Below are 26,429 nucleotides of genomic sequence, written 5' to 3'. Positions count from 1 at the left end.
GGCGCTACCGCCCCCGCGCCGCGCGGGCGAGCCGCGTGGCCGCCGCCACCCGGGGCGCGTTGTCCGCGGGCCTGCGCCGCGGATGCACGGTGTTGGCGAGCAGCACCAGGAAGGTGTCCGTCGCCGGGTCGAGGACCAGGGACGTGCCGGTGAAGCCGGTGTGCCCGGCCGCGCCGCGCCCCGCCAGCTCCCCCATGAACCACGGCTGGTCGATGTTGAACCCGAGCCCGGAGCCCGCCAGCATCAGCTCGACGAAGTCGGGGCCGAGGATGCGGGCCCTGCCGTACGAGCCGCCGCACAGCAGCGTGCGGCAGAGCACCGCCAGGTCGCGTGCGGTGGAGAAGAGGCCCGCGTGCCCGGCGACGCCGCCGAGCGCCCAGGCGTTCTCGTCGTGGACGGTGCCGCGGAGCATCCCGCGGTCGGCCTTGGCCCAGGGCCTGCGCTGGTCCTCCGTCGCGGCGGCGTCGGGGCGCGGCCCGAAGCCGGTGGCGGTCATCCCGAGCGGCCGGGTGATGCCGTCGCGGACGAGGGCGTCGAGTGGGCGCCGGGTGAGGCGCTCCAGGATGTGCTGGAGCAGCAGCATGTTCAGGTCGGAGTAGACGTACGCGCCCGGCGCGGTGACCGGGGCCTCCGTGCGCAGGGCGGCGAGGCGCGCCGCGTCGTCCGGGCAGTCGTACAGCGGCAGTTCGGGCCGCAGTCCGGAGGTGTGGGTGAGCAGCTGGCGGACGGTGATGCCGTGCTCGGCGGCGGCCGTGAACTCGGGGACGTACGCCCCGACGAGCGCGTCGATGCCGAGCGTGCCGCGCTCCAGCTGCTGGACGGCCGCGACCGTCGTGAACAGTTTGGTGAGCGAGGCCAGGTCGAAGGGGGTGGTGGTGCGCATCGGCACGCGCCACTCGCGGGGCAGCTCGACGCCCGTGTCGGTCTCCGGGTCGTACGAGGCGTAGCGCACCGCCCAGCCCGTCGCCTCCTCGGCCGCGATCACGGGGCCGCGGCCCACGATGACCACGGCGCCCGCGCACCAGGGGCGCGGGCCGCACGTCAGGTCGCGCACCTCGGTGACGAGGCGGCCGATCTCGTCGGGGTCGAGGCCCGCGCGGTCCGGCGTGCCGGGGCGCAGGAGTCTTGGTGCGCTCAGTGGTCCGCCTCCTCCGTCGGCTTGCGCGGCCAGGGGCGGCACAGTCCCACGAAGCAGATGACGGCCGCCAGCGCACAGCTCAGCTGGACGACGGCCATCGGGACCGCCGTGTCCTCGCCCGCGATGCCGACGAGGGGGGAGGCGACCGCTCCGATGAGGAAGGAGGAGGTGCCGAGCAGCGCGGAGGCGGAGCCCGCGGCGTGCGGGGTGCGGTTCAGCGCCAGCGACTGGGTGTTGGGCAGGGCGAGGCCCATCGCCGACATGAGGACGAAGAGTCCGGTGGCGACGGGGAACAGGCCGACGTCGCCGAAGACGCCGGTCGTCATGAGCAGGAGTGCCGTCGCCGAGGTCGCGATCAGTGCGAGGCCGACGGCGAGGACCTTGTCGAGGCTGGTCCTGCCGACGAGGACCTTGCCGTTGAGCTGGCCCGCGGCGATCAGTCCGACGGAGTTGACGCCGAAGAGGAGGCTGAAGGTCTGCGGGGAGGCGCCGTAGATCTCCTGGATGACGAAGGGCGAGGCGGAGATGTACGCGAAGAGCGCGGCGAACGCGAAGCCGCCCGCGATCATGTAGCCGGCGAAGACGCGGTCGGCGAGGAGCGACCTCATGGTGCGCAGCGCCTCGACGGTGCCGCCGCCGTGCCGCTTCTCGGGGGCGAGGGTCTCGGGGAGGCGGCGCCAGACCAGGAGGGTCAGCGCGGTGCCGACGACGGTGAGGACGACGAAGATGCCGCGCCAGTCGGTGAAGCGCAGGACCTGGCCGCCGATGAGGGGCGCGGCGACGGGGGCGACGCCGGAGATCAGCATCAGGGTGGAGAAGAAGCGGGCCATGGCCACGCCGTCGTAGAGGTCGCGGACGATCGCGCGGGCGATGACGATGCCGGCCGAGCCCGCGAGTCCCTGCAACAGGCGGAAGCCGATGAGGAGTTCCACGGTGGGCGCGAAGGCGCAGGTCGCGGTGGCGATCACATAGACGAGCAGGCCGCCGAGGAGCGGGCGGCGGCGACCCCACCTGTCGCTCATCGGGCCGACGACGAGCTGGCCGAGCGCCATGCCCATGAGGCAGGCGGTCAGGGTGAGCTGGACGGTGGCGGCCCGGGCGCCGAGGGCGTCGGTGACCTCCGGCAGGGCCGGCAGGTACATGTCCATGGAGAGGGCGGGGACCGCGGTGAGGCCGCCCAGGACGAGCGTGACGAGGGCGCCGGTACGGCGGAGGGCGGCGGGCCCGTGTGGCTCCGCCGCCTTCGGTATGTGGTGCTCCGCCGTCGTCTGCCCGCGCTCAGCCATCGCGCCCCTCCCGGTCGATCCGATCCGTCGTCCATGGTCGCAGCTCCCGGTGCGTGGTAGGGACCGGATTCCGGCCCGGCGCCGTCCCGGGGACACCGACGGGGGAAGGTCGTGTGACGTCCTGAAGCCTTCATCGTTTAGCCATCGCCGGGCAATTCCTTTATGCCGCCGATCTGGACAAGGCTCGATGAGAATCTCCTTTCTGCTGCAGAACGCCTATGGAATCGGTGGCACCATCCGCGCCACTTTCAATTCCGCCAGTGCTCTCGCCGAGCGCAACGACGTCGAGATCGTCAGTGTCTGGCGCCCGCGCGACAGGCCCAGTCTGGCGCTGAGCGGAAAGGTCCGGCTGCTGTCCCTGATCGACAGCAGGCCGCACGCGCCGCGCAACGACCTCGGCAACGGACTGCTGGGCGAAGCGACCCCGCTGGTTCCTCCCGCCGAGGCGCGGGGCGCGAAGTTCGACCGGCTCACCGACCGGCGGGTGGCCCGGTTCCTCCGGCGTACCGACACCGATGTGGTGGTGGCCACCAGGCCGGGTCTGGTGATGTACCTGGCCGAGTTCGGCCGCGGCCACTATCTGCGGATCGGCCAGGAGCACCGGGTCTACGGCACGCACGAGCCGGGTATCCGCGCCGCCCAGGACGCCGCCATCGCCGCGCTGGACGCGCACACCACCGTCACGGAGGCGGACGCCGTCACGCACCGCCGGCATCTCGCGGCCACGGGCACCCCGATCGTGTCGGTCCCCAACTCGTCACCGCCGCCGCCCTCCACCGCCGTGTCGGACGGCGAGGCTCCGCTCGTCATCGCCGGCGGGCGTCTCATTCCGGTGAAACGGTACGGCGTGCTGGTGGACGCCTTCGCCACGGTGGCCGCCGCGCACCCGCGGTGGAAGCTGCGGATCTACGGGCGCGGGCCGAAGCACGCGGCGCTGCGGGCCCGCATCGACGAGCTCGGCCTGAGCGACCACGTCTTTCTGATGGGCGCCACTCCTTCCCTCGCCACCGAGTGGGCCAAGGGGTCGATCGCCGCCGTCACCTCGCGCGAGGAGTCGTTCGGCATGACCATCGTGGAGGCCATGCAGTGCGGCACCCCGGTGGTCGCCACCGACTGCCCCCACGGGCCGGCGGAGATCATCCGGGACGGCGAGGACGGCCTGCTCGTCCCCTCGGGCGACAGCGCCGCCGTCGCCCGGGGCCTCATCGGGCTCATCGAGGACGCCGACCTGCGCCGCGCCATGGGCAGCGCCGCCCGGCGCAACGTCGAGCGGTACGCGCCCGACAACATCGCCCGGCGCTACGAGGAACTCTTCGACGGCCTGCGCGCCTCATCCCCGCCCGCCCCGGTGCCGCTCGACTGCCGGGTGGCGGCCGGTGCGGGGCGGGCCGGGGCGGCCGTCCGGCAGGCGGTCCGCCGGACCGTGCGCGGGGCCGTGCGGGGGCGCTCGGCGAGCTCCGGCGCGCTGCGTCCGCGGTCCACCTGTTCCGTGGACGCGGCGGGCGACCTCGTCGTACGGCTGGACCCGGCCGGCCTGCCCGGCACCGCGTTCACGCTGACGGCGACGCTGCGGGGATCGGAAGGCGGCGGCGACCACCTGGTCGAGGTTCCGCTGCGGCGGCCCGGGACCGAAGGGGAGCCGTGGACGGCCGTCCTCGAACGCCGCACGCACCTGCTCGCCGAGGGCCGCTGGGACTTCCACGTCGTCCGCGCGGACGACGGGGCGCGGCGCCGTGTCGCCGCCACGGCGGTCGAACAGCACAACCTGCTGAACCCGCGGCTCTCGCCACAGGCACCGTTCGGCTGGTGGATTCCCTATACGACCGTCAAGAACAACCTCTCCGTGCGTGCCTGGTACCGCCCGGCGCACGCGGAGGCCCACACGGTGACCACCGACGCCGTGTCGTGCACGGTCGAAGGGACGCTGTACGGCGCGGAGTTCCCCCAGGGGCAGCGCCCCCGCCTCCTCGCCGTACCGCGTCATGACCCGTCCGCCGCCTTCGAGGCCGACGTGACGACGTCGGGGACGGACCGTTTCCTCTTCTCCCTCGCCCACTCCCGGACGCTGGACGCCTGCGTTGGGGCGAGGGAGACCTGGGACCTCGCGCTGCGGCTGTCCCCGGGGGCCGAGCCGGTCCGCGTGGCGCGCGTCATCGGCGACGTCATCGACCGCAAGCGCACCGACGCGTACCCGGCCGCCCGGACACCCGGTGACGGGCCCGGTGCCGCCTCCGTGCGCCCCTACTTCACGGTGAACAACAACCTGGCGCTGGCGCTCAGGCCGGCCCCGGAGGCCGCGGGGCCCTACGCGGGCCGCAGCCCCGGGTCGCCCGCCTCCGTCACGAACGACGCCGCCGTCCTGATGGGGGCGCCCGGCGTCGTGACCGCCGACACCGTCTTGTAGTCCGCCCGCGCCGCGTCGTCGCCGAGGGCGACCGTCACGTAGCCGCGGCGGCCGTTGTAGAACTTCAGGTGCGGGTTGGCCTTGGTGTAGGTGTCCCAGTTGGCTGGCTTGTCCGCGCCGTCCTTGCCGCTGGCGATGGACGTGGCGACGATCTCCGTGCCGACGGTCTTCGAGGACGGGTCGTCGAAGTCGGCCTTGATGTCGAAGGCGTAGCCGACGTGTACGTCGCCGGTGAGGACCATGAGGTTCTCGATGCCGGCGGACCGGGCGCCGGCGAGGACGCGCTGCCGGGAGGCACGGTAGCCGTCCCAGGCGTCCATGGAGAGCTTCGCCTGCGCGTTGAGGTCGAGCTTGCGCTCGGAGAAGGTGACCTGCTGCGGGACGACGTTCCACAGGGCACGCGAGCGCCGCCAGCCGTCGATGAGCCAGCGCTCCTGCGTGGCGCCGGTGATGGTGCGCCTCGGGTCGTCCGTCTCGGGTCCCGGGACGTGCGCCTTGTCGCCGTACGCCTGGTCGGAGCGGTACTGCCGGGTGTCGAGGATGTCGAACTGGGCGAGGCGGCCCCAGGTCAGGCGCCGGTAGAGCTGGGCGTCGGGGCCGCTCGGCAGCTGGCGGCGGCGCAGCGGCTGGTTCTCCCAGTACGCGCGGTAGGCGGCGGCGCGGCGGAGCAGGAACTCGGCGGGCGGGTTGCCGTTCTCGTCGATGTCGTCGGCGTAGTTGTTCTCGGCCTCGTGGTCGTCCCAGGTGACGACGAAGGGGTGCGCGGCGTGTGCGGCGCGCAGGTCCGGGTCGGACTTGTAGAGGGCGTACCGCAGGCGGTAGTCCTCCAGGGTCTGCGTCTCCTTGTTGAAGTGGGCGGGCAGCGTGCGGTCGGTGTAGTTGCGGGCGCCGCCGACGGAGTTCACGGCGTACTCGTAGAGGTAGTCGCCGAGGTGGAAGACGACGTCGACGTCGTCCTTGGCCAGGTGCTTGTACGCGGTGAAGTAGCCGTCGTGGTACGCCTGGCAGGAGACGGCGGCGAGGGTGAGGGCGCCGGGGCGGCTGCCGGTGGGCGGCGCGGTGCGGGTGCGGCCCGTCTCACTCACCCAGCGGCCGGTCTTGAAGCGGAAGTAGTAGGTGCGGCCCGCGTCGAGGTGGTCGGCCTCGACGTGCACGGTGTGGTTGAACTCGGGGTGCGCGGTGACCTTGCCGCGTCTGGCGACGCGCCGGAACCGGGCGTCGTGGGCGAGCTCCCAGTGGACGGTGACGCGCTCCTGGGGCAGGCCGTTGCCCGGCTCGTAGGGGGCGGGGGCGAGGCGGGTCCAGAGCAGGACCGAGGAGGGCTGCGGGTCGCCGGACGCGACGCCGAGCGTGAAGGGGTTCTCGGTGATGCGGCGGGCGTCGAGCTCGGCGGCGCCCGCGACGCCCGCGGTGGGCAGGTTGGTGGCGAAGGCGAGCGCGGCGGCGGCGCCGGTGACGGTGAGGAACCTGCGGCGTCCCAAGTGGCGTGCCGCGGCCCGGAGTTCCGGTGCGTGGTGCTGGCCTGCGGGTGTCATGTGGCCCTCCCCTGACGGTTGGTGTCAGGGGCATGTAAGTGGCGGGGGACGACGCGGGACTGTCGCGTACACAACAGCCGCATGGCGGTCGGATGATGTCCGCGTGGACAGCCCTCCCGTACGCTGCGGGGCCATGAACGCTGAGCGAACTGCATCGCCGAAGACCGCAGTGGTGACCGGGGCCGGCTCCGGAATCGGCCGCTCCGTCGCCCTCGAACTGCTCGCCGCGGGGTGGTCCGTGGCGCTCGCGGGCCGGCGCGCGGAGACGCTGGAGGAGACGGCCGCGCTCGCACCGAAGGAGGGTGGCGCCGCCTTGTGCGTACGTACGGACGTGTCGCGGCCCGAGGACGTGGCGGCGCTCTTCGCCCGCGTCGGCGAGGGCTTCGGGCGCCTGGACCTCCTCTTCAACAACGCGGGCACCTTCGGCCCCGGCGGCGTACCGGTCGAGGAGCTCCCCTACGACGCCTGGCGGCACGTCGTCGACACCAACCTGAACGGCGCGTTCCTGTGCGCGCAGGCCGCCTTCCGGCAGATGAAGGGGCAGGACCCGCAGGGCGGGCGGATCATCAACAACGGCTCCGTCTCGGCGCACGCGCCGCGCCCGAACTCGGTGGCGTACACGGCGACGAAGCACGCCCTGACCGGCCTGACGAAGTCGCTCTCCCTGGACGGCAGGCCCTACCGCATCGCGGTCGGGCAGATCGACATCGGCAACGCCGCGACCGACATGACCGAGCGCATGCAGTCCGGAATCCTCCAGGCGAACGGCCAGTTGGCGAGCGAGCCGGTGATGGACGTGTCGGACGTGGCGCGCACGGTGCGGCACATGGCGGAGCTGCCGCTGGAGGCGAACGTCCAGTTCGCGACGGTGCTCGCGACCAACATGCCGTACGTCGGGCGGGGTTGAGGCGGGGGCGCCGATCCGGGCCGGGCTCGCCCGGAGGCCCGCCCTGGGTCCCGCCCTGGGTCCCGCCCTGGGTCCCGCCCTGGGTCCCGCCCTGGGACGGGACCCTCATCCCGGCCCGAGATCTACACAAGCGGAATAGGATCTACCGCATCAATCCAGGTCACGGCTCCCCGTATGCTCAGCTTCTCTCCACGAGAACTTCACACTTGGAGCACTCCTTGCGCATACGCACCGCGGCCCCCGCCGTCCTCACCGCCACCGCCCTGTCGGTGGCACTGCTCGCCGCGTCCCCCGCGTCGGCGGCGACGGCACGCCACCAGGGCGGCCTGCACCTCGGCTACATCCAGTACGACAGCCCGGGCCGGGACACCCGCTCGAACTCCTCGCTGAACGCGGAGTGGGTGAACATCCACAACAACAGCCGCTCGGCGATCCAGCTGGAGGGCTACAAGCTGAAGGACGACACCGGCTACACGTACACCTTCGGCAGCTACAAGATCGGCGCCGGCAAGACCGTCAAGGTCCGCACCGGCAAGGGCACCAACGCCTCCGGCGTGCGCTACTGGGGCCGCACCAACTACGTGTGGAACAACACGGGCGACAAGGCGCGCCTGATCAAGCCGAGCGGTTCCCAGCAGGACTCCTGCTCGTGGTCGCGGACCGGATCGGGTCACACGAGCTGCCACTGACCACCATCAGGGGGAGGGGGCAGGGCGACCGCTCCGCGGTGGTGACCCCGCGGTTGGGGCCGCGGGGCCGACGCACGCCGCGGAACGGTCGCCCTGCGACGCGCGGGCTCAGGCCTGGCCCGTCTCGAAGCGCGCGATCTTTCCGCCCTCGACCGTGAACCGCCACTTCGTGCGCATCTCGCCCCAGGTGTCGTTCCGGTACGAGACGACCAGCGTGCGGCCGCCGTCCGACTCCGTCTCGACGTCCATATGGCCGTTGGAGGAGAAGACCTCGCGGTCCGTCCAGTCGGCGACGTCCCGGTCGGAGCCGTCGTCGGACATGGTCGCGCCGGGCGCGAGCAGGGCGTCGAAGGCGGCCTTGTCGTGGGCGTTCACCGCGGTGACGAAGGACCGGACCGTGGGGTCGGAGAGACGGTTCACCTGGATGCTCATGGGCTCACGGTCACACCGGGCGGCCCGCGGCGCCACCGCTGCCCCGCCGGGCGAGTCGGCGGGTCACCGGCGGGTCACCCGGACGGACCGGCGGGCCGGGTGGCGCGCGCGGGTCCGGTGGACGGTGGAGGCGGACGCATCCGCCGCCCCGCCGAGGGGCCGAACCGGGAGTTCCCCATGACCACCTGCTCGTGCCTGGACCGACGAGACCTCGGGCTGCTGCTGCTCCGCGCGGGCACCGGCGGAGTGCTCGCCGCACACGGCGCCCAGAAGCTGTTCGGCTGGTTCGGGGGCGGTGGTGTCGAGGGCACCGGCGCCTTCATGGAGTCCGTCGGCTACGCGCCCGGCAAGGCGAACGCGGTCGTCGCGGGCCTCGCCGAGGCGGGCGGCGGCGTACTCCTCGCCCTCGGCCTCGCGACCCCCGCGGCGGGGTCGGCGGCGGCGGGCGCGATGGCGGGCGCCGCGGCCGTGCACGCGCCGAACGGCTTCTTCAGCCAGGGCGGCGGCTACGAGTACCCGGCGTTCCTCGGCATGGTCTCCGCCGCCCTCGCCGTCACGGGCCCCGGCCGCTACTCCGCCGACCACGCCCTCGGCCACTCCCTCAACCGCGCCTGGATGGTCCCGGCCGCGATCACCGGCACAGCGGTCGGGGTACTGGCGACACTGGGCGCCCGGAAGAGGAACGTCCGGGCGGCGGAGGCGGGGGCGGGGGCGGAGGAGGGATAGGGGTAGGGGACGAGGGGCAGCCGGGGCGCCGCGTCGGCGGGCGGGCCCGGGGCGACGGGTGGGCCCGGGGCGACGGGTGGACCCAGGGCGGCAAGCGGGCCCAAGGCGGTGAGCGGGCCCAGGGCGGTGAGCGGGCGAAAATTGATGGTTGGGGCGTCGGGTGGTCCGTTAGCGTGCGCGGTCATGACCACTGACAGCGATCATCCCCCGCGGCTCACCCGGCTCACCTTCCACGGGCCGCTCTCCGAGGAGCGCGCGGACCGGCTGGTCGGGCGGCTGGCCGCGGCCGGGCCCCGGAGCGTGCTCGACATCGGCTGCGGCTGGGGCGAGTTGCTGCTCCGCGTTCTGGAAGCCGTGCCGGAGGCGGTCGGCGTCGGCGTCGACATCAAGGCCGAGGATCTGGACCGCGGCCGCGCGAACGGCAAGGAGCGCGGGCTGGACGGACGGGTCGTCTTCGCCGAGGAATCGGCGACGGACACCACCCGCGGCCCCGCCGACCTCGTGCTGTGTCTCGGCGCGAGCCAGGCCCTCAGCTCCGCCGAGCCGCCCCGGACGACGATCGAGGCGCTGCGCACGCTGCGGCGCCTGGTCAACCCGGGCGGGCGCGTCGTGCTCGGTGAGGGGTTCTGGCAGCGCGAGCCCACCGCGGCGGAGCTCGCCGCGATGTGGCCGGACGCCGACGCGGGCGAGCACCTGTCGCTGGGCGACCTGGTGGACGCGGCGATCGAGGCGGGGTTCCGCCCGCTGTGGGTGGAGACGGCGAGCGCCGAGGAGTGGGAGGAGTTCGAGTCCGGCTACCGCTCCGACGTCGAGGAGTGGCTGGCCGCGCACCCCGGCCACGCGCTGGCCGCCGAGACCCGCGCACGCGTCGACGCACAGCGTTCGTCCTGGCTGCGCGGCTACCGCCGGGTGCTCGGCATCGCATACCTGACCTTGGTGCCGGTCGGCTGAGGCGGGTTAGGGTCGCGCGGTAGGAGCCTGGCACAGGCTCCTACCCCTCACGGATCGAATCGAACGGAACAGGGGGCTCGCACCATGGGCGCCAGGGTCACCGCGGTCAGCAGCAACGGAACGTACTCCTTCACCAAGCCGAACCGTGAGAGCGTGACACTGCTCGCGGGCCTCGGCGTCGAGGGCGACGTGCATGCCGGTACGAAGGTGAAGCACCGCTTCCGTGTCGCGCAGAACCCGGACCAGCCGAACCTCCGCCAGGTCCACCTCATGCACGAGGAGCTCTTCGACGAGCTGGCGGACGACGGCTTCACCGTGGCGCCCGGCGAGCTCGGCGAGAACATCACCACGCGCGGCATCGACCTGCTCGGCCTGCCCGTCGGCGCGCTCCTGCACATCGGTGCCGACGCCGTCGTCGAGATCACGGGTCTGCGCAACCCGTGCCGCCAGATCGACGCGTTCCAGGCGGGCCTGATGAAGAAGGTCGTCGGCCGTGACGCGTCGGGGGCCGTCGTCTACAAGGCCGGGGTGATGAGCGTGGTCCTGCGGGGCGGCGAGATCCGTCCCGGCGACGCGATCGAGACCGTCCTGCCGGAGGGCCCGCACCGCCCGCTCGAAAAGGTCTGATACCGAAGTAGGGCCGTGCGCGACTTTCGGCGGCTGTGCCGGACCCCGCCCCGCTCCTAGCGTCTTCGATGAAGACGATCGACGGAACGGAGTCCATGAGATGGCGGGCAAAGAGCTCGGCGGGGCGCGGGACGCACGGGGCGGGACCACGGAACTCGGGCATCCACGGAGCGATCTGCTTCTGCTGCTCGTCGGCCTGCCCGTCCTCGGGCTGCTGCTCGGCCTCGTGGTGCCGCGGCTCGCCCGCTGGGCGTCCGGGTCGCCGGTGCTGCCGTGGCGGGACGGCATCGAGTTCATCGGCAGGTTCGACGCGCCCTGGCAGACCGCGCTCGTCATGGCCGCCGGTCTGGTGGCCGGACTCGCCCTCGCCTTCACGGCGATCGCCGAGACGGCGACGCTGAAGCTGAGCGACGCGCTGGTGCACGTCGAGCGGGACGGCCGGACGTGGAGCTTCGAGCGCGCCGATGTGTCGGCGGTGTTCCTCGACGGCAAGCAGCTCGTGCTGCTCGGCGCGGACTCCGGTGAGCTCGTACGGGAGGAGCACGGGCCGCGCGCCGCCGCGCTGGCCGGGGCGTTCCGCGCGCACGGCTACCCGTGGCGGGACGCCGACCCGCACGCGTCGCTGTTCCACCGCTGGATTCCCGGCACCCCCGACCTGCCCGCCGAGGTCCACGCGCTGCTCGCCGCGCGGAAGGCGGCGCTGAAGCGGAAGGCCCCGCAGGACGCCAGGGACCTGGCGGAGACCGTGCGGGGCCTCGGTTTCGTCGTACGCGGCGAGGGGGCGCAGCAGTTCTGGCGCCCCCTCGCCGGGGTCTGAGAGCGTTGGAGCGGGCCCTCAGAACACGAACGGGCCCGGCGACTGGGCCGACGTGGCGTTGCAGGTCACGGTGAGACCGAAGACCACTATGCGCAGGGACTTCCCTTCCAGACTGTCGCCCGCGGCGACGGTTCCGGTGAGCGGTCCGGTGGAGATGGCGCCGCCGGCCGGGATGGCCGGGTTGGAGCTGCCGGTGAAGTCGGTCGTCCCCGTGCCGTTCTTGGTGAGGGTGAGGGTCGAGTTGACGGAGCCCGCCCCGAGGTCGATCGGGGCCGTTATCGCCGAGGTGGACACGTCGATGGTCGCGTTGGTGCCGTCCTGGGCGGCGGTGAGGGTCGCCGTCCCGGAACCGTACGATCCGCAGTCGAACGAGAGGGTGGCGCTCTGCGGCTCGACGGCACCGGCCGCCGGTGCCATCGCGAGCGCGCCGACGGCGAGGGCGCCGACACCCAGCGCCGAGCCGATGCCTCTGCCGAGTCCGCCGAGCCTGCTGTGCCTGCCGTGCCTGCTGCCGTTTCGCATGGAGGACCTGCCTTCATGAGGTGGGGGGAGCGAGGGGGGATGCGGTACCTGACGGGTAGTCAGCGCGCGGGATCGTTGCCCATTGATGCACAGGGGCCTTGGGGCGACAAGGCCGGACTCCATGATTTTTGACATGTCACGACCAATTCCGGTCGCCACGGCCCCCACCGCTCCCCGGTTTACCTCGCCTCCCTCGCCTCCCTCGCCAGGAGCTCGACGTACGCGCCCGTCCACGCCTCGACCGTGGCCCGGTCCCACAGGTCGGTCGAGTACTCCAGATACCCGGAGAGCACGTCCCCCGTGGGGATCAGACCGAAGTTGAACTCGGAGCGCGCGCCCGGGACCGCGAGGTCCTCGACCGCCGTGACGACGCCCGGCAGTTCGATCTCCGTCTCCAGCGAGCTCTGGTACTGGAAGCCGAGCGGCAGCCGTTCGGGCACCTCGGTCCCCAGCGCCGCGCTCACGTCCGCGGCCACCGCGCGGATCGGCGCGGCATGGTCGATGGCGCCGACCGCGCCGCGCGCCACCTGGTCCACCAGCTCCCCGAACGACGCGGCCTCGCCGCCCCGCACCCGCAGCGTGAAGGACGACACCGTGCAGGCGGCGAGTGCCTCGAACTCGCGCCGCTCACGGTTGGCGTAGGAGATGCCGAGCACCACGTCCGGCCCCTCCCCCACCTCCGCGACCAGCCGCGCCAGCGCGGCCGCCGTCACCACGAAGGGCGTCGTGCGGTGCCGTCGCGCCAGCGCCTCGACATCGGCACGCACGGCCCGGTCCACCGTGAACAGGACCACGTCGCCCGCCCCGCTCAGCTCCGCGGGGCGGGGCCTGTCCAGCGGCAGCGGCATGCCGAAGGAGGCGCCCTTCAACTGGCGCGTCCAGTAATCGACCAGGCGGCCCTTGTCCCGCGTGCGGCTCTGCTCGCGCTGCCAGCGCGCGTAGTCGCCCGGCTGCGGGACGTCCTCCGGGAGGCCGTGCGGGGTTCCTGTCGTCGCCGCCCGGTACAGCGCGGCCAGTTCGCGCAACAGGATGCTGACCGACCAGCCGTCGCAGGCCGCGTGGTGCAGGACGAAGAGCAGCACCCACCGGTCCTCACCGGTGCGCAACAGGCGCAGGACCGGGGCGAGTTCGGCGTCGATGTCGAACGGTGTCGCCGCTGTCCCCGCCGCCGCGCGTTCCGCCTCCTCCTCGGCGGCGGCCGCCGAGCCGTGCCGCGCGAACAGGTCCTCCTCCGGGAGCTCCACCGCCCGGGGGTGCAGCGCCTCCTGCCACCACTCCCCGCCGTCCTCCACGAAGCGTGTGCGCAACGCCTCGTGCCGGGCGACGAGCCGGGTCAGCGCGGTCCGCAGGGCCGGTACGTCCAGTGCCCCCGTCAGGGTGAGCCGCATCGCCACGTTGTAGATCTGCGGGCGGGGGTGCGTGCGGTGGCGCGTGATGAAGGCGCCCTGCTGGGCGGTGACGGGGGCGCGGGCCGGCACGTCGTCCTGCCCTGCCCCGTTCCCGGAGTCTGCCCCGTCCCCGGAGCCTGCTTCGCTCCCGGAGTCTGCCCGGTTCCCGGAGCCTGTCCCGTCCCCGGAGGCTGTCCCGCCCTTGGAGCCTGCTTCGCTCCCGAAGTCTGCCCCGTCCCTGGAGCCTGCCCCGTTCCCGGAGCCTGCCCCGTCCCCGGAGCCTGCCCCGCTCTCGGAGCCCGCCGCTCCCCCTGCGTCTCCCGCCAGGAACGCCGCCATCGCCCGTAGCGTCGGCTCCTCGTAGAAGCGGGCCACGGGGTACTCCGTACCGAACTCCTCCCGGACGGCGTTCGCCAGCCGGATGGCCGTGATCGAGTGGCCGCCCAGCTCGAAGAAGGAGGCGTCGGAGGCGATCGCCGCCGCGTCCACCTCGAACTCCTCGGCCCAGAGCCGCTTGAGGCGGGCCTCGACGTCCGTCGTCACCGGGCGTGCCGGGGCGGCGGTCGAGGTGGTCAGGGCGGGAGCGGGCAGCGCGGCCCTGTCCACCTTGCCGTTGGCGGAGTACGGGAGCCCGGACAGCACGGTCCAGGCATGGGGCACCAGGTGGTCCGGCAGGCGTGCCGCCAGCTCGGCCGTCAGCCGGTCGGCGAGCTCCTGTCCTTGCCCGGCGGCGGCCGACGCGGGCACGACGTAGGCGGCGAGGCGGGCCTCGCCCCGCCGGTCGCGGCGGGCCAGGACGAGTGCCTCGCGGACCTCCGCCAGGCCGCCGAGGGCACGGGTGACCTCCTCGGGTTCGACGCGGTGGCCGCGTATCTTCACCTGGTCGTCGGCCCGGCCGCGGAACTCCAGCGCGCCGTCGCCGGTCCAGCGGACCAGGTCGCCGGTGCGGTACATCCGCCCTTCCGTGCCCAGCGGGTCGTCGACGAAGCGCTCCGCCGTGAGGTCGGGCCGGCCGAGGTAGCCGGTCGCCACGCCTGGTCCGCCGACGTACAGCTCTCCCACCTCACCGGCGGGCACCTCCCGGCCGCGCGCGTCCAGCACCCGCAGGGTGACGTTGTCGACGGGGCGGCCGATCGGGACGGGCCCCTCGGGAGCGTGCGGTTCCACGGTCGCGACCGTGCACAGCACCGTCACCTCGGTGGGGCCGTAGACGTTCACCGTCTCGTACGGGACGCCGGGGCGCGGGCGGGTGCGCAACACGTCGCCGCCCAGCAACAGGTGCCGCAGCGGGGGCTGTTGTGACGTGGGGAGAGTGAGGACCGCCTCGCCGAGGGCCGTCGGCAGGATGGAGAAGGTGATCCGCCGGTCCGCGTACCAGCGGGCCAGCGCGGCCGGGTCCCTGCGGATCGTCTCGTCCGCCACGACGACCGTCGCGCCCGCGGTCAGCGCGGGCCAGATCTCCAGCGCGGCCGCGTCGAAGCCCTGGCTGCAGACGGCGGCGCTGCGGTCGTCCGCGGTGAACCCGAAGCGCTCGTGGTGCCACTGGCACAGGTCCACGACGGCCCGGTGCGGGACGGCGACGCCCTTGGGGGTGCCGGTGCTGCCGGAGGTGTAGATCGCGAAGCAGAGGGACTCGGGGGAGCTGGGCTCCGCCGGACCGCTCTCAGTGAGGGAGGCAGCGGAGGTGGCGGTGGCGGTGAGGTCGAGCAGCTTCGTCCCGGCCGGGCACGTGGGACGTACGCCCGTGTTCCCGTCCTCCGCGCCGTCCACCACCAGGATCCGTGCGCCGCTCTCCGTCAGGATGGTCTCGGCCCGTGCCCTGCCCTGGCCGGGGTCCAGCGGCACGTACCCGCGTCCCGCCTTGAGAGCCGCGAGCATGGCCACGATCAGGCCGGTGCCGCGCGGCAGCCAGAGCGCGACCGGCGCGCCCCCTCCGCCGGCGGCCCGCAGCGCCGCCGCGAGCCGCTCGGCGCGCGTCTCCAACTCCCCGTACGTCAGGACCTCTTCACCGCTGACCACGGCGGGGCGTGCCGGGGCGACGGCGGCCCAGCGCGACGTGAGGGAGTCGACGGTGCTGCGCGTCCGCTGCCGGGCGGGCCCGTGCCGCCACTCCCGCGGCACCGCGGCCGTGCCCCCGGCCGCCTCCGCGAGAACGTCCCGGAACGTCGCGAAGAGCGCGTCGACCGTCGCCTCGTCGAAGAGGTCGGTGTGGTACTCCAGATGGCAGCGGATGCCGTCGGGCTGGTCGGTGAAGTACACGCTGAGGTCCGTCAGCGCCTTGTCGGGCCCCGAGTCGAGCGGTGTCGCCCGCACGCCTGGCAGGTCGAAGCGGAAGGGGTCGCCGGTCTCGAACTCGGCGAGCGTCTGGAAGACGGGCGTCCGGTCGAGCGCGCGAGGCGGCGCCAACTCCCTTACGACCGCCTCGAAGGGCACGTCCGCGTGGTCGTACGCGTCCAGGGCCACCCCGCGCACCCGGTCCAGGAGCGTGCCGAAGTCCGGGTCGCCGGAGAGGTCGAGGCGCAGTGCGAGGGTGTTGACGAAGAAGCCGACCACGTTCTCGTACTCGGGCGTGCGGTCGGACATGGGTGTGCCGATGACGAGGTCGTCCTGGCCGGTGACCTGGCGCAGCGCGGCCGCGTACCCGGCGAGCAGGGTCATGAAGAGGGTGCTGCGTCGCTCGCGCGCGAACTTCCTTATACGTCCGGCCAGTTCGGGTTCGAGTGTGCGGAACAGGGCGCGGCCGTTGGAGGTCATGACGGCGGGCCTGGGGCGGTCGGCGGGCAGCTCCAGGACGGGCAGGTCGCCGTCGAGCGCCTTCTTCCAGTACGCGAGGTCCTCGGCCGCCTTCGGGCCGCCGAGCGAGTCGAGCTGCCCGCGGGCGTGATCGGCGTAGGTGCGGGTGAGGGCGGGCAGGTCCGCGGCGGGGGCGCCCGGCAGGTGCGCGCGGTAGAGCGCGGAGACGTCGCGGGCGAGCACGGCCGCCGAGGCCGCGTCCATCACGATGTGGTGCAGGGAGAGGACGAGGACGTGCCGCCGCTCGCCGAGACGGACGAGACGCGTGACGAACAGCGGGCCGTTCGCCAGATCGAAGCGGCGCCCGCTCTCCGCCCCGAGCACGTCGGCGACGGGGTCGCCGGCGCCCGCACCTGTGCCGTCGACGACCTCGAAGTCCACCGGGCCCGGCGGCAGGGTGAACTGCCGTGCCTCGCCTGTCACTTCGCGGAACACGGTGCGCAGCTGCTCGTGCCGTGCGGCGAGGTCGCCCAGGGCGGCGCGCAGCGCGGGGACGTCGAGCGGCCCTTCGAGCTCGATGGCCTTGGTCTCGTTGTACGCGGTACGGCCCGGCAGCATCCGCTCCAGGAACCAGACCCGCTGCTGGCCCGGCGACAGGGGTGCCCCGCGGTCGGCCACCGGCTCCGCGCCAGGAACAGGCTCGGGCTCCCGCTCCGGGGGCGCCACGTACGCGCGGCGCAGCCCGTCGAAGTGGACCAGGCCGTCCCGCAGCGCGGTGGGCGCGACGCCGAAGTCGACGAGCCCGACGACCTCGTCGGCGCCCGCGGCCCGCACCGCGTCCACCACGGGCCGCACGCTCTGGGGGCTGCCGATGAGGGCCCGCTGGTCGCAGTAGCGGTCGTAGGCGCGGCGGAAGACCACGTCCAGGTCGTCCTCGGTCATCGCCGACAGGTCGATGTTCTGGCCCAGGCTGTTGGCGACGTTCCCGAAGAGGGAGAGGGAGGAGCGCATGTACCGCGACAGCGGCTCGCGCGCCTCGGCACGGGCCGTCGCGTGGTCCTCGGCGAGGTAGGTGTGCAGCAGCACGGCGACGTGCCCGGCGTCCGGGTCGAGGCCGCACTCGGCGCGCGTGCGGCGGTAGAGCGCGACGTTGTCGCGGAGCTGTTCCACGCTCTGCGTCATGAGGTTGGTGACGATGCCCACGTCGTGGCGTGCGGCCAGCTCGTACGACGCCGGGTTGCCGACCACGGCCGTGTACATCGGCGGCGCGTCCTGGACGGGCCGGGGGAACAGCCGCAGGTCGCTCTCGCCGTTCCCGGTGGTGCGGCGCACCGGCTCGCCCCGCCACAACTGCCGTACCTGGGCCACCTGTTCGTACATCAGCTCCCGGTGCGCGCCGAAGCGCTCGGGGAAGAAGACGAAGTCGTTGGCGTTCCAGCCGCCGGCGCAGCCGATGCCGATGCGGCCGCCTGAGAGGTTGTCGACCATCGACCACTCTTCGGCGACGCGGATCGGGTCGTGCAGCGGCAGCACCACCGAGCCCGCGTTGATGCGGATGCGACTGGTCTCGCGGGCGAGTGCGGCGGCGAGCACGACGGGGTTGGGGAACAGGCCCCCGAAGGAGTGGAAGTGCCGCTCGGGAATCCACAGGGAGTGGAAGCCGTTGCGGTCGGCGAACCGGGCCGTCTCCAGGAGGTGGTCGTACTTGCCGTGCCGCGGGGCCGCCTCGTCCTGCGGGTAGTCGCCGAAGAAGTAGACACCGAAGTCGAGAGGGCGGGGCCGGGCGGGTGCCGGCCGCTTCGGCCGCTCCGGCTGCTGCGACTGCTTCGGCCGCTCCGGCTGAACGGCGGCCGCGCTGTTCCAGGCCATGGCCTGCGGCTTGGCGGCGGGAGCGGGAGTACGAGTACTAGTAGGAGTAGGAGTAGGAGTAGGAGTACGAATAGGAGTAGGAATTGAGGCGGTGGGGCTTCCGAGGGGGAAACCCGCCGCGCGCAGCTCCCGCAGCGAGTCCTTCACCGCGTCCACGATGAACTCGACGTCGCCGTCGGAGTGTTCGGTGGACAGGAAGAAGTTCCGCCACTCCCACACGTGCACGCCGCGCAGCATGAGGTGGTGGTAGAGCAGTTCCATGTCCGCGCGGTGCTCGAAGCGGAACATCGAGCCGAAGTGGCTCATGCTCAGGGCGAACCCCTCGGCCTCGAAGAAGGCGTTGAGGGTGGCGGCCATGTCGTCGGTGCGGGCGTTCAGGCGTTCCTGGAGCCGCGGGCTGTGCTCCTTGAGGTGGGCCAGTACGGCGCGGGTGGCGACCATCGACACCGGGTGCTGGATGTACGTACCGCCGAAGAACGTGGTGTCGGCCCGCGGGTAGCTGTCGTCGCCGTACGTCCAGTGGCCGCCGTCGATGCCGTCCATGATGTCGGCCCGGCCCGCGATCGCCCCGATGGGGAAGCCGCCGCCGAGCAGCTTTCCGTACGTGGCCAGGTCGGGCGTGACGCCGTAGAGCTCCTGGGCGCCGCGCGGCGCGGGACGGAAGCCGGTCAGCATCTCGTCGAAGAGCAGCACGATGCCGTGCCGCCGCGTCAGTTCACGCAGGCGGCGCACGAACTCGGCGGGCCGCAGCGACGGGTGACGGCTCTGCACCGGCTCCACGACGACCGCCGCGATGTCGGCGGCCTGCTGCTCGATGACGGCGAGGCTCTCCTCGCTGCCGTACGGCAGGACGAGCAGGTCGGCGACGGCGTTGTGCGGGACGCCCGCGGACATCGGGACGGTGGTCAGACCCTCGCCGCCGGTGCGCGGGGAGCGGCCGAGGACGTTGTCGTTGTGACCGTGGTAGGCGCCCTCGAAGGTGATGATGCGGGAGCGCCCGGTGGCGGCGCGGGCGAGCCGGATGGCCGCGGAGTTCGCCTCCGTACCGGAGTTGGCGAAGGCGACGCGCTGCATGCCGGTCAGCTCGGCGAGCAGTTCGGCGGCCTCGCCGGTCTCCACGTTGCGCGGGCCGAGCTGGATGCCGCGCGAGAGGTGTTCGCGGACCGCTTCGGTGACGAAGGCGGGCTCGTGGCCGAAGAGCAGGACGCCGAAGCCCATGGTGATGTCGACGTAGCGGTTGCCGTCGATGTCCTCCAGCGAGGAGCCCTTCGCCCGCCGCCCCGCGATGGGGTACAGCATCTCCTTCGTGGTGCTGCGGAAGCCGACCGCCGCCCTGCTGTCGGCGAGCACGCGGCGGTAGCGCTGGGTGATGCTCTTCGAGGTGGGCGTCTTCGCGGTGTAGCGGCGGACGAGGTCGTCGAGGTGGGCCCGCTGGGACGCGGAGGCGTTGCCGCGGAGCATGCCGGAGCCACGGGCGACTTCCAGGCGGGGGCCGTGCTGGGCGGGGCGCGGGGTGGCCTGCGCCTCCTCGGCCCGCGTCTCCTCGACCTGCGTCTCCTCGACCCGCGCTTCCTCGGCCGCCGGGGCCGTCGGGGCCGTCGGGGCCGCCAGCTGCCGGGTGATGCGCTGTGAGAGCTCGGCCATCGCGGCGAGGTCCTGGTCGACGGCGGCGGAGACGGAGCCCCGGTGCGCGCTCATCGGTCGGTCCGCGTGGTCTGGGCGTCCAGCAGCCGCGTGAGCTGGCCCATGAGTTGCAGCTGCATCTGGGAGAGCTGGTGCACCTGGCGCACGAGGTCGTCGACCTCCTGCCGGGTGGCGTACTCGGTGGATGCCGCCCGGGCGGGCGGCACGGCAGCGGGCACGGGCACGGACACGGGCACGGCCGTGGGCGCGGTGACCGTCTCCCGGGGCGCCGGGACGGGCGCGGGGGCCAGAGGGGCCGGGGCGGGCGCGTAGGCCGGGGCAGCCACGGGAGCCGCGTGGACCGGCGACTCGGGCAGCGGCTCGGGCAGCGGCTCGGTACGCCCTGCCACCGCCTGCCCCGCCACCGCCTGCTCCGCCGCCGCCTTCCCCGCGATGATCACCGCGAGCCCCCTGGCCGTGCCCGCCTCCTCGAAGAGCTCCCGCATCGACACCTTGACCCGGTGCTCCTCCTCCAGCTCCCGGAGGACTCCGATCATCTGGAGCGAGTCCGCGCCCAGGTCGAAGAAGGAAGCGTCCTCGGCTATCTCGCTCGTGTCGTAGCTGAGGTGCTTCGCGGTGACCTTGATGATGTGCTGGAGCACGCGCTCGACCGCTGCCTCGTCCTGTGCCACTTCCGCCCCATCCCTTGCCGCTTGTACGGGTTGTGCGGGCCGGGGAAGAGAGTTCTCCGGCCCTGTCCAGTAGTGCTTGTGCTGGAATCGGTATCCGGGCAGGGGGACTCTGCGTCCCGACCCGCCCATGAACGCCCGCCAGGCGACGGGCGCCCCGGCCCGGTACAGACCGGCGGCCGCGTCCCACAGCGGTTCGAGCCCGGCGCCGCGCCGCAGCGACGGCAGGGCGGCCCGGCCCGGGAGCTCCCGGCGCGCGAGCCCGCTGAGCGTCGTGTGCGGGCCGATCTCCACCAGCGCGCCCACGCCGTCATACGAGGCCGCCCCCAACTCCCGCAGTACGTCCGCGAAACGCACCCGCTCACGTGCCTGCCGTACGAAGTAGTCGGCGTCCGGCACCCAGCCGACGGGCCGGGTGCGCCCGTCCAGGCCGCTCACGAACGGCACGTCGGCCGGCCGCGGCGCCACGTCGGCGACCAGCTCCCGCAGCCCGTCGAGTACCGGGTCCATGAGGGCGGTGTGGAAGGCGTGCCCGACCGGCAGTTCCCGTGCGTGGACGCCGCGTTCGGCGAGCAGCCCCGTCAGGCGTTCCATGGCGGCCGCCGGGCCCGCGAGCACCTGATTGTGGCTGCCGTTGGTGACGGCGAGCTCCACTCCGGGCACCTCGGCGGCGAGTCGCTCCGCCGTGGCCGGGTCCACCGGGACCGCGACCATCGCGCCGGGCTCGCACCGGAGCCGCATGAGCCGGCCGCGCCCGGTGGTCAGCCGCAGCCCGTCCTCGACGCTCAGCACGCCCGCCGCGTGCAGCGCGCCGTACTCCCCCACGCTGTGTCCGGCCACCACGTCCGGCGCGACGCCCGCCTCGCGCCACAGGCGGACGAGCGCGCACTGCAGGGCGAAGAGCGCGGGTTGCGCCACGCCCGTGTCGCGGACCGGCTCCCCCGCGGGCATGCTCCCGTCCCAGGCCCCGCTCCCGTCCCCGGCCCCGTTCCCGTCCCCGGCCCCGCTCCCGCTTCCGTTCCCATCGCCGGGGCGGGTGCCGAGGAGCGGGGCAAGGAGGCTGTCCCCGCCGGTGAGCTCGGCGTACTGCCGTTCACAGGCGTCCAGGACCTCGCGTACGACGGGAAAGCGCTCGTGGAGAGCGCGCGCCGCACCCCGGTGGAGGCTGCCCTGCCCCGTGAAGAGGAACCCGGCGCCGCCCGCGCCCGGCGCCCGCGACGGCGGCCGCGCCAGCCAGTCGTCCAGGGCGGCGGTGAGCGCGGCCACGGAGTCGCCGCGGACCGCGAGACGGTGCCTGCGGTGGGCGCGGCCGAGGGCCAGCGTGGTCACGAGGTCGGCGTGGTGTGTCGTGGGGTGGGCGCGCAGGTGGTCGCGCAGGGCCTCGGCGTTGGCGGTGAGCGCCTCCTCCGTGTGGCCCGCGACCACGAGGACGCCCGGCGTCCGCGGGGCGTCGGACGGTCGGGGTGCGGGCTCGGGGGCCTCCTCCAGGACGACGTGGACGTTGGTGCCGCCGACGCCGAACGAGCTGACGCAGGCCCTGCGCGGCACGTCGCCCCTCGGCCACGGGCGTGCGGTGTCGGGGATGTGGAACGGGCTGTTCGCGAGGTCCAGGGCGGGGTTGGGGCGGCGGAAGTTGGCCATCGGCGGGATGACGCCGTGCCGCAGCACGAGGAGCGCCTTGACGAGGCTCGCGAGTCCCGAACACACGTCGAGGTGACCGATGTTGGCCTTGACCGAGCCGAGCGCGCAGTAGCCGGTGCGGTCGGTGTCGGCGCGGAACGCGGCGGTGGCGCCCTCGAACTCGATGGGGTCGCCCTTGAACGTGCCGGTCCCGTGCGTCTCCAGGTAGCCGATGGTCTCTGCGCCGACGCCCGCCCGCTTCAGGGCGCGGCGGATCGCTCCCCGCTGGCCGTCCGCGCTGGGCGCGGTGAACGCCTTCTTGTCCGCGCCGTCGTTGTTGACGCCCCAGCCCCTGATGACGCCGTGGATGTGGTCACCGTCCGCGACGGCCCGGTCGAGGCGCTTGAGCACCACCGCCACGACTCCTGTGCCGCCGACCGTGCCGTCCGCGTCGGCGTCGAAGGGCCGCAGGTAGCCGCTCTTGGAGAGGATGGAGCCCTTGACGTACTGGTAGCCGAGCACCTGCGGCACGTGGAGGGCGGTGGCCCCGGCGACAGCGATGTCGCACTCCCCGGCGACCACGGACTGCGCCGCGAGGTACACCGCGGTGAGCGAACTGGAGCACGCCGTCTGGACGTTGACGGCCGGGCCTGTCAGGCCGAGGCGGTAGGCGGCACGGTTGGCGGTGAAGTCGGTGAAGTTGCCGACGGTGACCTGGAGTCCGGCGACCCAGTCGGCGATGCCGCCCTGGAGGACGTTGTTCTGCAGATAGGTCTGGAGGGAGTAGAGGTGGTAGCCGGTGCTGGCGTACACGCCGACGTCGTGACCGCCGTGCTCCCCGGGGCCGCCCTCGTGCCCGCCCGCGTAGCCGGCGTTCTCCAGCGCGTGGTGCACGCACTCCAGGAACAGCCGGTGCTGCGGGTCGGTGATCCGCGCCTCGTGGGCGCTCATCCCGAAGAATCCCGCGTCGAAGCCGGCGATGTCGTCGAGGATTCCGCTCGCCCCGACGAACTCCTCGGCGCGGTACTCCTCTTCGGGCACTCCGGCGGCCGCGAGTTCGGCGTCGGTGAAGCGGCGGATGCGGTCGGCGCCGGTGCGGATCGTGTGCCAGAACTCCTCCGGCGTGTCCGCGCCGGGCAGCCGGAAGGACATGCCGACGACTGCTACGGCGTCACGGCCGACGGGGATCATCGGACCTCACTCCCGCTCTCCTCGTGCCTCTCGCCCTCGACGGCTTTCCCGCCCCCGACAGGGCCTCCGCTCTTCGGTGGCGGCGCCACGTCCCGTTCCGCCGGGGCGGTCACCGCCTTGCTCTCCCGGCCCTGGCGCACCATGACGGCGAACATCCCGAGGCACAGTGCGATCGCGAGGCCGTGCAGCAGACCCACCACTTGGAGCGGCGAGAAGCGGTCGAGCAGCGCACCGCTGACCAGCATCCCCAGCCCGAATCCGGTGTTCTCGACCGACGCGGAGAGCCCGAAGAGCCGGCCGCGCTGCTCGTCGGGTGCCGCCTGGAGGCGGGTGACGTAGGCGATCTCGGTGAGCCCGTCGGCCATGCCCGCGACCAGGGCGGCCGCGACCGCCACACCCGTGGGCAGCCCGGCGAAGACCACGATGAACGCGACCGACATCACGCAGGCCCCGACGGCGAACGCCCGCTCCCCCGGCCCCTGCCGACCGCCGCGCCCCGCCCACCGCCCGCACACCTGCTGCATGACGATGTTGCCGATGGCCCACGTCGCCCAGAACTGGCTGACGAACGTGGCCGGGTGGGACGGGTCGAGGTCGCTGGAGTAGACGGGCAGGGCCACGTTGTGGGACGAGGAGCCGAGACCGTCGGCGGCTCTGAGCGCGATCATGAGCGCGAGGACGGGGGCGGCCCGCAGCAGCAGGAACGCCCCGGCACCGGGCCCGCGCCGCGCGTCACGCGCCGCCGCCTTCTTGGCATCCGATGCCGTCGACTCCTCACCGACGGCCCCGCCAGTTCCCTCGGTTCCCTCGACCGCCTCTGCCCGCGTACGGATCGGCAGCGAGAGCAGCACGCACGCGGAGACAGCGAAGGTGGCGGCGTCCAGGGAGATGGCGGCGACGTAACCGAGCTGGGCGACCACGACACCCGCGGAGGCGAAGCCCGCGATCATCGCGAGTGAACGCCCGGTCGCGAGGAGGGAGTTGGCGCGCATACGCAGGTCGCTGCCGACGATCTCCGGGATGCTGCTGCGCAGTGCGACGCCCGACAGGGTCGAGCAGAAGCCGGTCACGACGGCCAGTACGTACAGAAGCCCCGCACGTCCCCCCTCGGGGGCGATCAGCAGCGCTATCATGGCGACGCACTGCGTCAGATCGGCTCCGACCATCAACCTCTTGCGGTCGTACGCCGATACCAGCCGTCCGCTCACAAAGCCGGATACGACGCTGGTCAACAGGCGTACGGCCATGAAGAGTCCGGCGGCCAGCGCGCTGTCGGTCACCTCGTAGACGAAGACGTTCAGGGCGACCATGTTCAGGTAACTGCCGTACGCCGAGACGCCGTTCCCCACGACGAGCAGGCGAAAGTGCCGCAAGCGTTCCCCCCTGGTCCGCGCCGGGCTGCCATTCGAAACGTGCACGGCTGCCGCTCAGCCGAGACCGCCTTCACACTCGCCCGCACCGAAGCGCGTCCACAGTCACCCGAACTGGGGACTTGACACCGCCGGTGGCGCTCAGTAGCGCCGCGTTTTCCCTGGGTGTGCGGGGGTTCCTTTCTGTTTCTCCACGACCGTGGTTAGATCACGTTGCGGCCACAGCCGCCGTACGTGTTGACAGTCCCTCCCGGAGGGAAGATGCCAGTAGACAGCCGCCCGCAGAACGCACCGGCGTTGTCCCACAGGGAGCGTCAGGTGTTGGCCCACATCGCGGCAGGCCTCTCCCACAAGCAGATCGCCCGACGTCTGGGCATCAGCGTGCACACTGTGAGCACGTACCTGCGCCGCATCCGCAGCAAGCGCACCGCGCCCACGGTGGCCCATCTGATCCACCTGAGCCTCACGGAGGACGCGGCGGCATCGGGTGGCGGGACGCGCTGACGCGATGACGCGTACGGACCTTCGGCACACTGAACTGACCGTGCGGAACTATGCCGGGCTCGCCACGACCATCGGACTCATCGGTCTGGCCTCCGTGGGTTTCGGCGCGATCGACCTTCTGATGATCGCCCCCAAGGGCATCGACCAAGTGGCGGCCGTGGGCCTGGGCGACGTCATCACCGCGGGAATATCGGCGCTCTTCGTCATCGGCATCGTCGACACCTTCAGCGGCCGTCTCGCCATCGCCGAGGGCAGCGGTTCCATCGCGCGACGCCTGCCTGCCCTGGCCGGGGCCCTGTTGCTCCTCGTCATCCCGGTCCAGATCGTGGCCTCGCTCATCATCCTGGGCGTCGAACCGGCTCTGCGACTGGCCGGACAGAGCGCCGACGTCGTGCCGCTCACCGGCGATTTCGTGACGGTCCGGGGACTCAGCATCGGCTTCTCCGTCGTGTACGCCGCTCTCAACGAGGCGCTGAAGATATGCGGCCTGAAGAACAAGTCGCTCATGCTCCTCGTCCTGGGCTTCGGCGCCAACGCCGCGCTGAACTGGCTGTTCCTCTACACCGGAGCGGCAGAGCTCTTCGCCTCCCCCGCCGCCGCCGTCGCGGCCGCCACGACGGCGGCCCAGCTCCTGATCGCGTGCGGCAGCCTCTGGCTGTTCCTGCGGGCGCTGAGGGAACGTGCCGATTCCTTCGCGAAGTTGAGCTGGAGCACGTCGGCGGCCGAAGCACGGTCCATGGCCCGAACGGCGCCGGGCGTGGGTGTGCGCCACTTCAACGACTACTCCGGCACGATCGCGCGAACGATGCTCCTGGGCACACTGGGTGTGCGGACACTTGCCGCCGTCACCGTGGCCGTCAAAATCTGGAGCCTTTTCTGCCGCATACCGCAGGCCTGCGTGTCCAGCACGTTCGTCTTCTACGGATACCGGCTGGGCGAAGGCGAACCGGACCTCTCCCGTACGTCCCGGCTGCTGCTGCGGTACGCGGCCGTACCGACCGCTGCCGGAGCCGTACTCGTAGCAGTGTTCTCGCCCTGGCTCGTGGCGGCCTTCGCCGACGGACAGCAGGACACCGAACTCACCCGGTCACTGGTCCTGGCCTGTCTGCTCACTGTCCCCGCGTACCTGCTCGAGCATCACTTCGGTGAGATCCTCACCGTCCACCAGCGCGGTGGCCTGCTCGCACTCGCCTCCACGGTCACCAATTACGCGCTCGCGATCCCCTTGGCGGCCGTCGCGGTGTTCGTCTGGGATTCCGCCGTCCTCGCCGTCGCCGGCGCCCTGATTCCGTCGGCGGTTCTCGCTCTCGTCTTCTGGAGAGCCGTCCGGAACGGCTGCTGGACCCGGGCCGAGGTGAGCAACGCAGACGCGGCGAACCCCGGCGTCCGGGCATGATCCCGGAAGATC

17 protein-coding genes are annotated in these 26,429 nt (G+C 72.8%); 9 read left to right on the top strand and 8 right to left on the bottom strand.

Features of this window, described 5'->3' with window-relative positions:
* Positions 1-4: 4 nt before the first annotated feature.
* Both AB0N81_RS06535 and AB0N81_RS06530 read right to left on the bottom strand, forming a co-directional pair.
* Positions 5-1,180: a serine hydrolase domain-containing protein gene (locus AB0N81_RS06535; protein ID WP_365356210.1), complete on the bottom strand. Its 1,176-nt coding sequence runs from the start codon at positions 1,178-1,180 to the stop codon at positions 5-7.
* On the bottom strand, positions 1,135-2,424 hold the full coding sequence (locus tag AB0N81_RS06530) for a multidrug effflux MFS transporter (protein ID WP_365356208.1): 1,290 nt from the start codon (positions 2,422-2,424) through the stop codon (positions 1,135-1,137). The genes AB0N81_RS06535 and AB0N81_RS06530 overlap by 46 nt, the downstream gene beginning before the upstream one ends.
* A gap of 187 nt (positions 2,425-2,611) precedes the next feature.
* On the opposite strand from AB0N81_RS06530, the gene AB0N81_RS06525 reads away from it, so the two are divergent.
* Positions 2,612-4,828: a glycosyltransferase gene (locus tag AB0N81_RS06525; RefSeq protein WP_365356207.1), complete on the top strand. Its 2,217-nt coding sequence runs from the start codon at positions 2,612-2,614 to the stop codon at positions 4,826-4,828.
* On the opposite strand, the gene AB0N81_RS06520 is transcribed toward AB0N81_RS06525, so the two are convergent.
* Positions 4,729-6,363 carry an alkaline phosphatase D family protein gene (locus AB0N81_RS06520; RefSeq protein ID WP_365356205.1) on the bottom strand — a complete coding sequence of 545 codons (1,635 nt, stop codon included), beginning with the start codon at positions 6,361-6,363 and terminating at the stop codon, positions 4,729-4,731. The two genes, AB0N81_RS06525 and AB0N81_RS06520, sit on opposite strands and share 100 nt — an antisense overlap.
* Before the next feature lie 133 nt (positions 6,364-6,496).
* Between AB0N81_RS06520 and AB0N81_RS06515 the strand changes: the two genes are divergently transcribed.
* Together AB0N81_RS06515 and AB0N81_RS06510 are read left to right on the top strand one after the other, a co-directional pair.
* On the top strand, positions 6,497-7,270 hold the full coding sequence (locus AB0N81_RS06515) for an SDR family oxidoreductase (RefSeq protein WP_365356204.1): 774 nt from the start codon (positions 6,497-6,499) through the stop codon (positions 7,268-7,270).
* 218 nt (positions 7,271-7,488) lie between these two features.
* Positions 7,489-7,959: a lamin tail domain-containing protein gene (locus tag AB0N81_RS06510; protein ID WP_365356203.1), complete on the top strand. Its 471-nt coding sequence runs from the start codon at positions 7,489-7,491 to the stop codon at positions 7,957-7,959.
* A gap of 108 nt (positions 7,960-8,067) precedes the next feature.
* Here AB0N81_RS06510 and AB0N81_RS06505 read toward each other — a convergent pair whose 3' ends face one another.
* A complete protein-coding gene (locus tag AB0N81_RS06505; RefSeq protein ID WP_365356201.1) occupies positions 8,068-8,391 on the bottom strand; it encodes a nuclear transport factor 2 family protein in 324 nt (107 codons plus the stop codon).
* A gap of 177 nt (positions 8,392-8,568) precedes the next feature.
* Here AB0N81_RS06505 and AB0N81_RS06500 point away from each other — a divergent pair, with 177 nt between their 5' ends.
* The 4 genes from AB0N81_RS06500 (at position 8,569) to AB0N81_RS06485 (ending at position 11,512) form a co-directional block, all read left to right on the top strand.
* Positions 8,569-9,117 (top strand): DoxX family membrane protein, encoded by a 549-nt coding sequence (locus AB0N81_RS06500; RefSeq protein WP_365356200.1) that lies wholly within the window; start codon positions 8,569-8,571, stop codon positions 9,115-9,117.
* A 183-nt stretch (positions 9,118-9,300) separates the two neighbouring features.
* Positions 9,301-10,068 (top strand): class I SAM-dependent methyltransferase, encoded by a 768-nt coding sequence (locus AB0N81_RS06495; protein ID WP_365356199.1) that lies wholly within the window; start codon positions 9,301-9,303, stop codon positions 10,066-10,068.
* An 84-nt stretch (positions 10,069-10,152) separates the two neighbouring features.
* Positions 10,153-10,695: an MOSC domain-containing protein gene (locus AB0N81_RS06490; RefSeq protein ID WP_365356198.1), complete on the top strand. Its 543-nt coding sequence runs from the start codon at positions 10,153-10,155 to the stop codon at positions 10,693-10,695.
* Between the two features lie 100 nt (positions 10,696-10,795).
* Positions 10,796-11,512, top strand: a complete 717-nt coding sequence (locus AB0N81_RS06485; protein ID WP_365356196.1) for a hypothetical protein — start codon at positions 10,796-10,798, stop codon at positions 11,510-11,512.
* An 18-nt stretch (positions 11,513-11,530) separates the two neighbouring features.
* Here AB0N81_RS06485 and AB0N81_RS06480 read toward each other — a convergent pair whose 3' ends face one another.
* The 4 genes from AB0N81_RS06480 to AB0N81_RS06465 form a co-directional block, all read right to left on the bottom strand.
* Entirely contained in the window at positions 11,531-12,034 is a 504-nt protein-coding gene (locus AB0N81_RS06480) for a hypothetical protein (RefSeq protein WP_365356194.1), read from the bottom strand.
* Between the two features lie 179 nt (positions 12,035-12,213).
* Positions 12,214-19,722, bottom strand: a complete 7,509-nt coding sequence (locus tag AB0N81_RS06475) for a MupA/Atu3671 family FMN-dependent luciferase-like monooxygenase (RefSeq protein ID WP_365356193.1) — start codon at positions 19,720-19,722, stop codon at positions 12,214-12,216.
* Positions 19,719-23,147: a beta-ketoacyl synthase N-terminal-like domain-containing protein gene (locus AB0N81_RS06470; RefSeq protein WP_365356191.1), complete on the bottom strand. Its 3,429-nt coding sequence runs from the start codon at positions 23,145-23,147 to the stop codon at positions 19,719-19,721. Before AB0N81_RS06470 ends, AB0N81_RS06475 begins: the two co-directional genes overlap by 4 nt.
* A complete protein-coding gene (locus tag AB0N81_RS06465; protein WP_365356189.1) occupies positions 23,144-24,520 on the bottom strand; it encodes an MFS transporter in 1,377 nt (458 codons plus the stop codon). The genes AB0N81_RS06470 and AB0N81_RS06465 overlap by 4 nt, the downstream gene beginning before the upstream one ends.
* Before the next feature lie 258 nt (positions 24,521-24,778).
* On the opposite strand from AB0N81_RS06465, the gene AB0N81_RS06460 reads away from it, so the two are divergent.
* Both AB0N81_RS06460 and AB0N81_RS06455 read left to right on the top strand, forming a co-directional pair.
* Positions 24,779-25,021: a helix-turn-helix transcriptional regulator gene (locus tag AB0N81_RS06460; RefSeq protein ID WP_365356188.1), complete on the top strand. Its 243-nt coding sequence runs from the start codon at positions 24,779-24,781 to the stop codon at positions 25,019-25,021.
* Between the two features lie 40 nt (positions 25,022-25,061).
* Positions 25,062-26,417, top strand: coding sequence for an MATE family efflux transporter (locus tag AB0N81_RS06455; protein WP_365356187.1), 1,356 nt, complete (start codon positions 25,062-25,064; stop codon positions 26,415-26,417).
* Positions 26,418-26,429 lie beyond the last annotated feature (12 nt).

Origin of the sequence: Streptomyces sp. NPDC093510 (genome assembly GCF_040683555.1) — a bacterium.
Taxonomy (GTDB): Bacteria; Actinomycetota; Actinomycetes; order Streptomycetales; family Streptomycetaceae; genus Streptomyces.
Note: the sequence above shows the minus strand (reverse complement) of the source record. Positions and strands in the feature narration are given on the sequence as shown.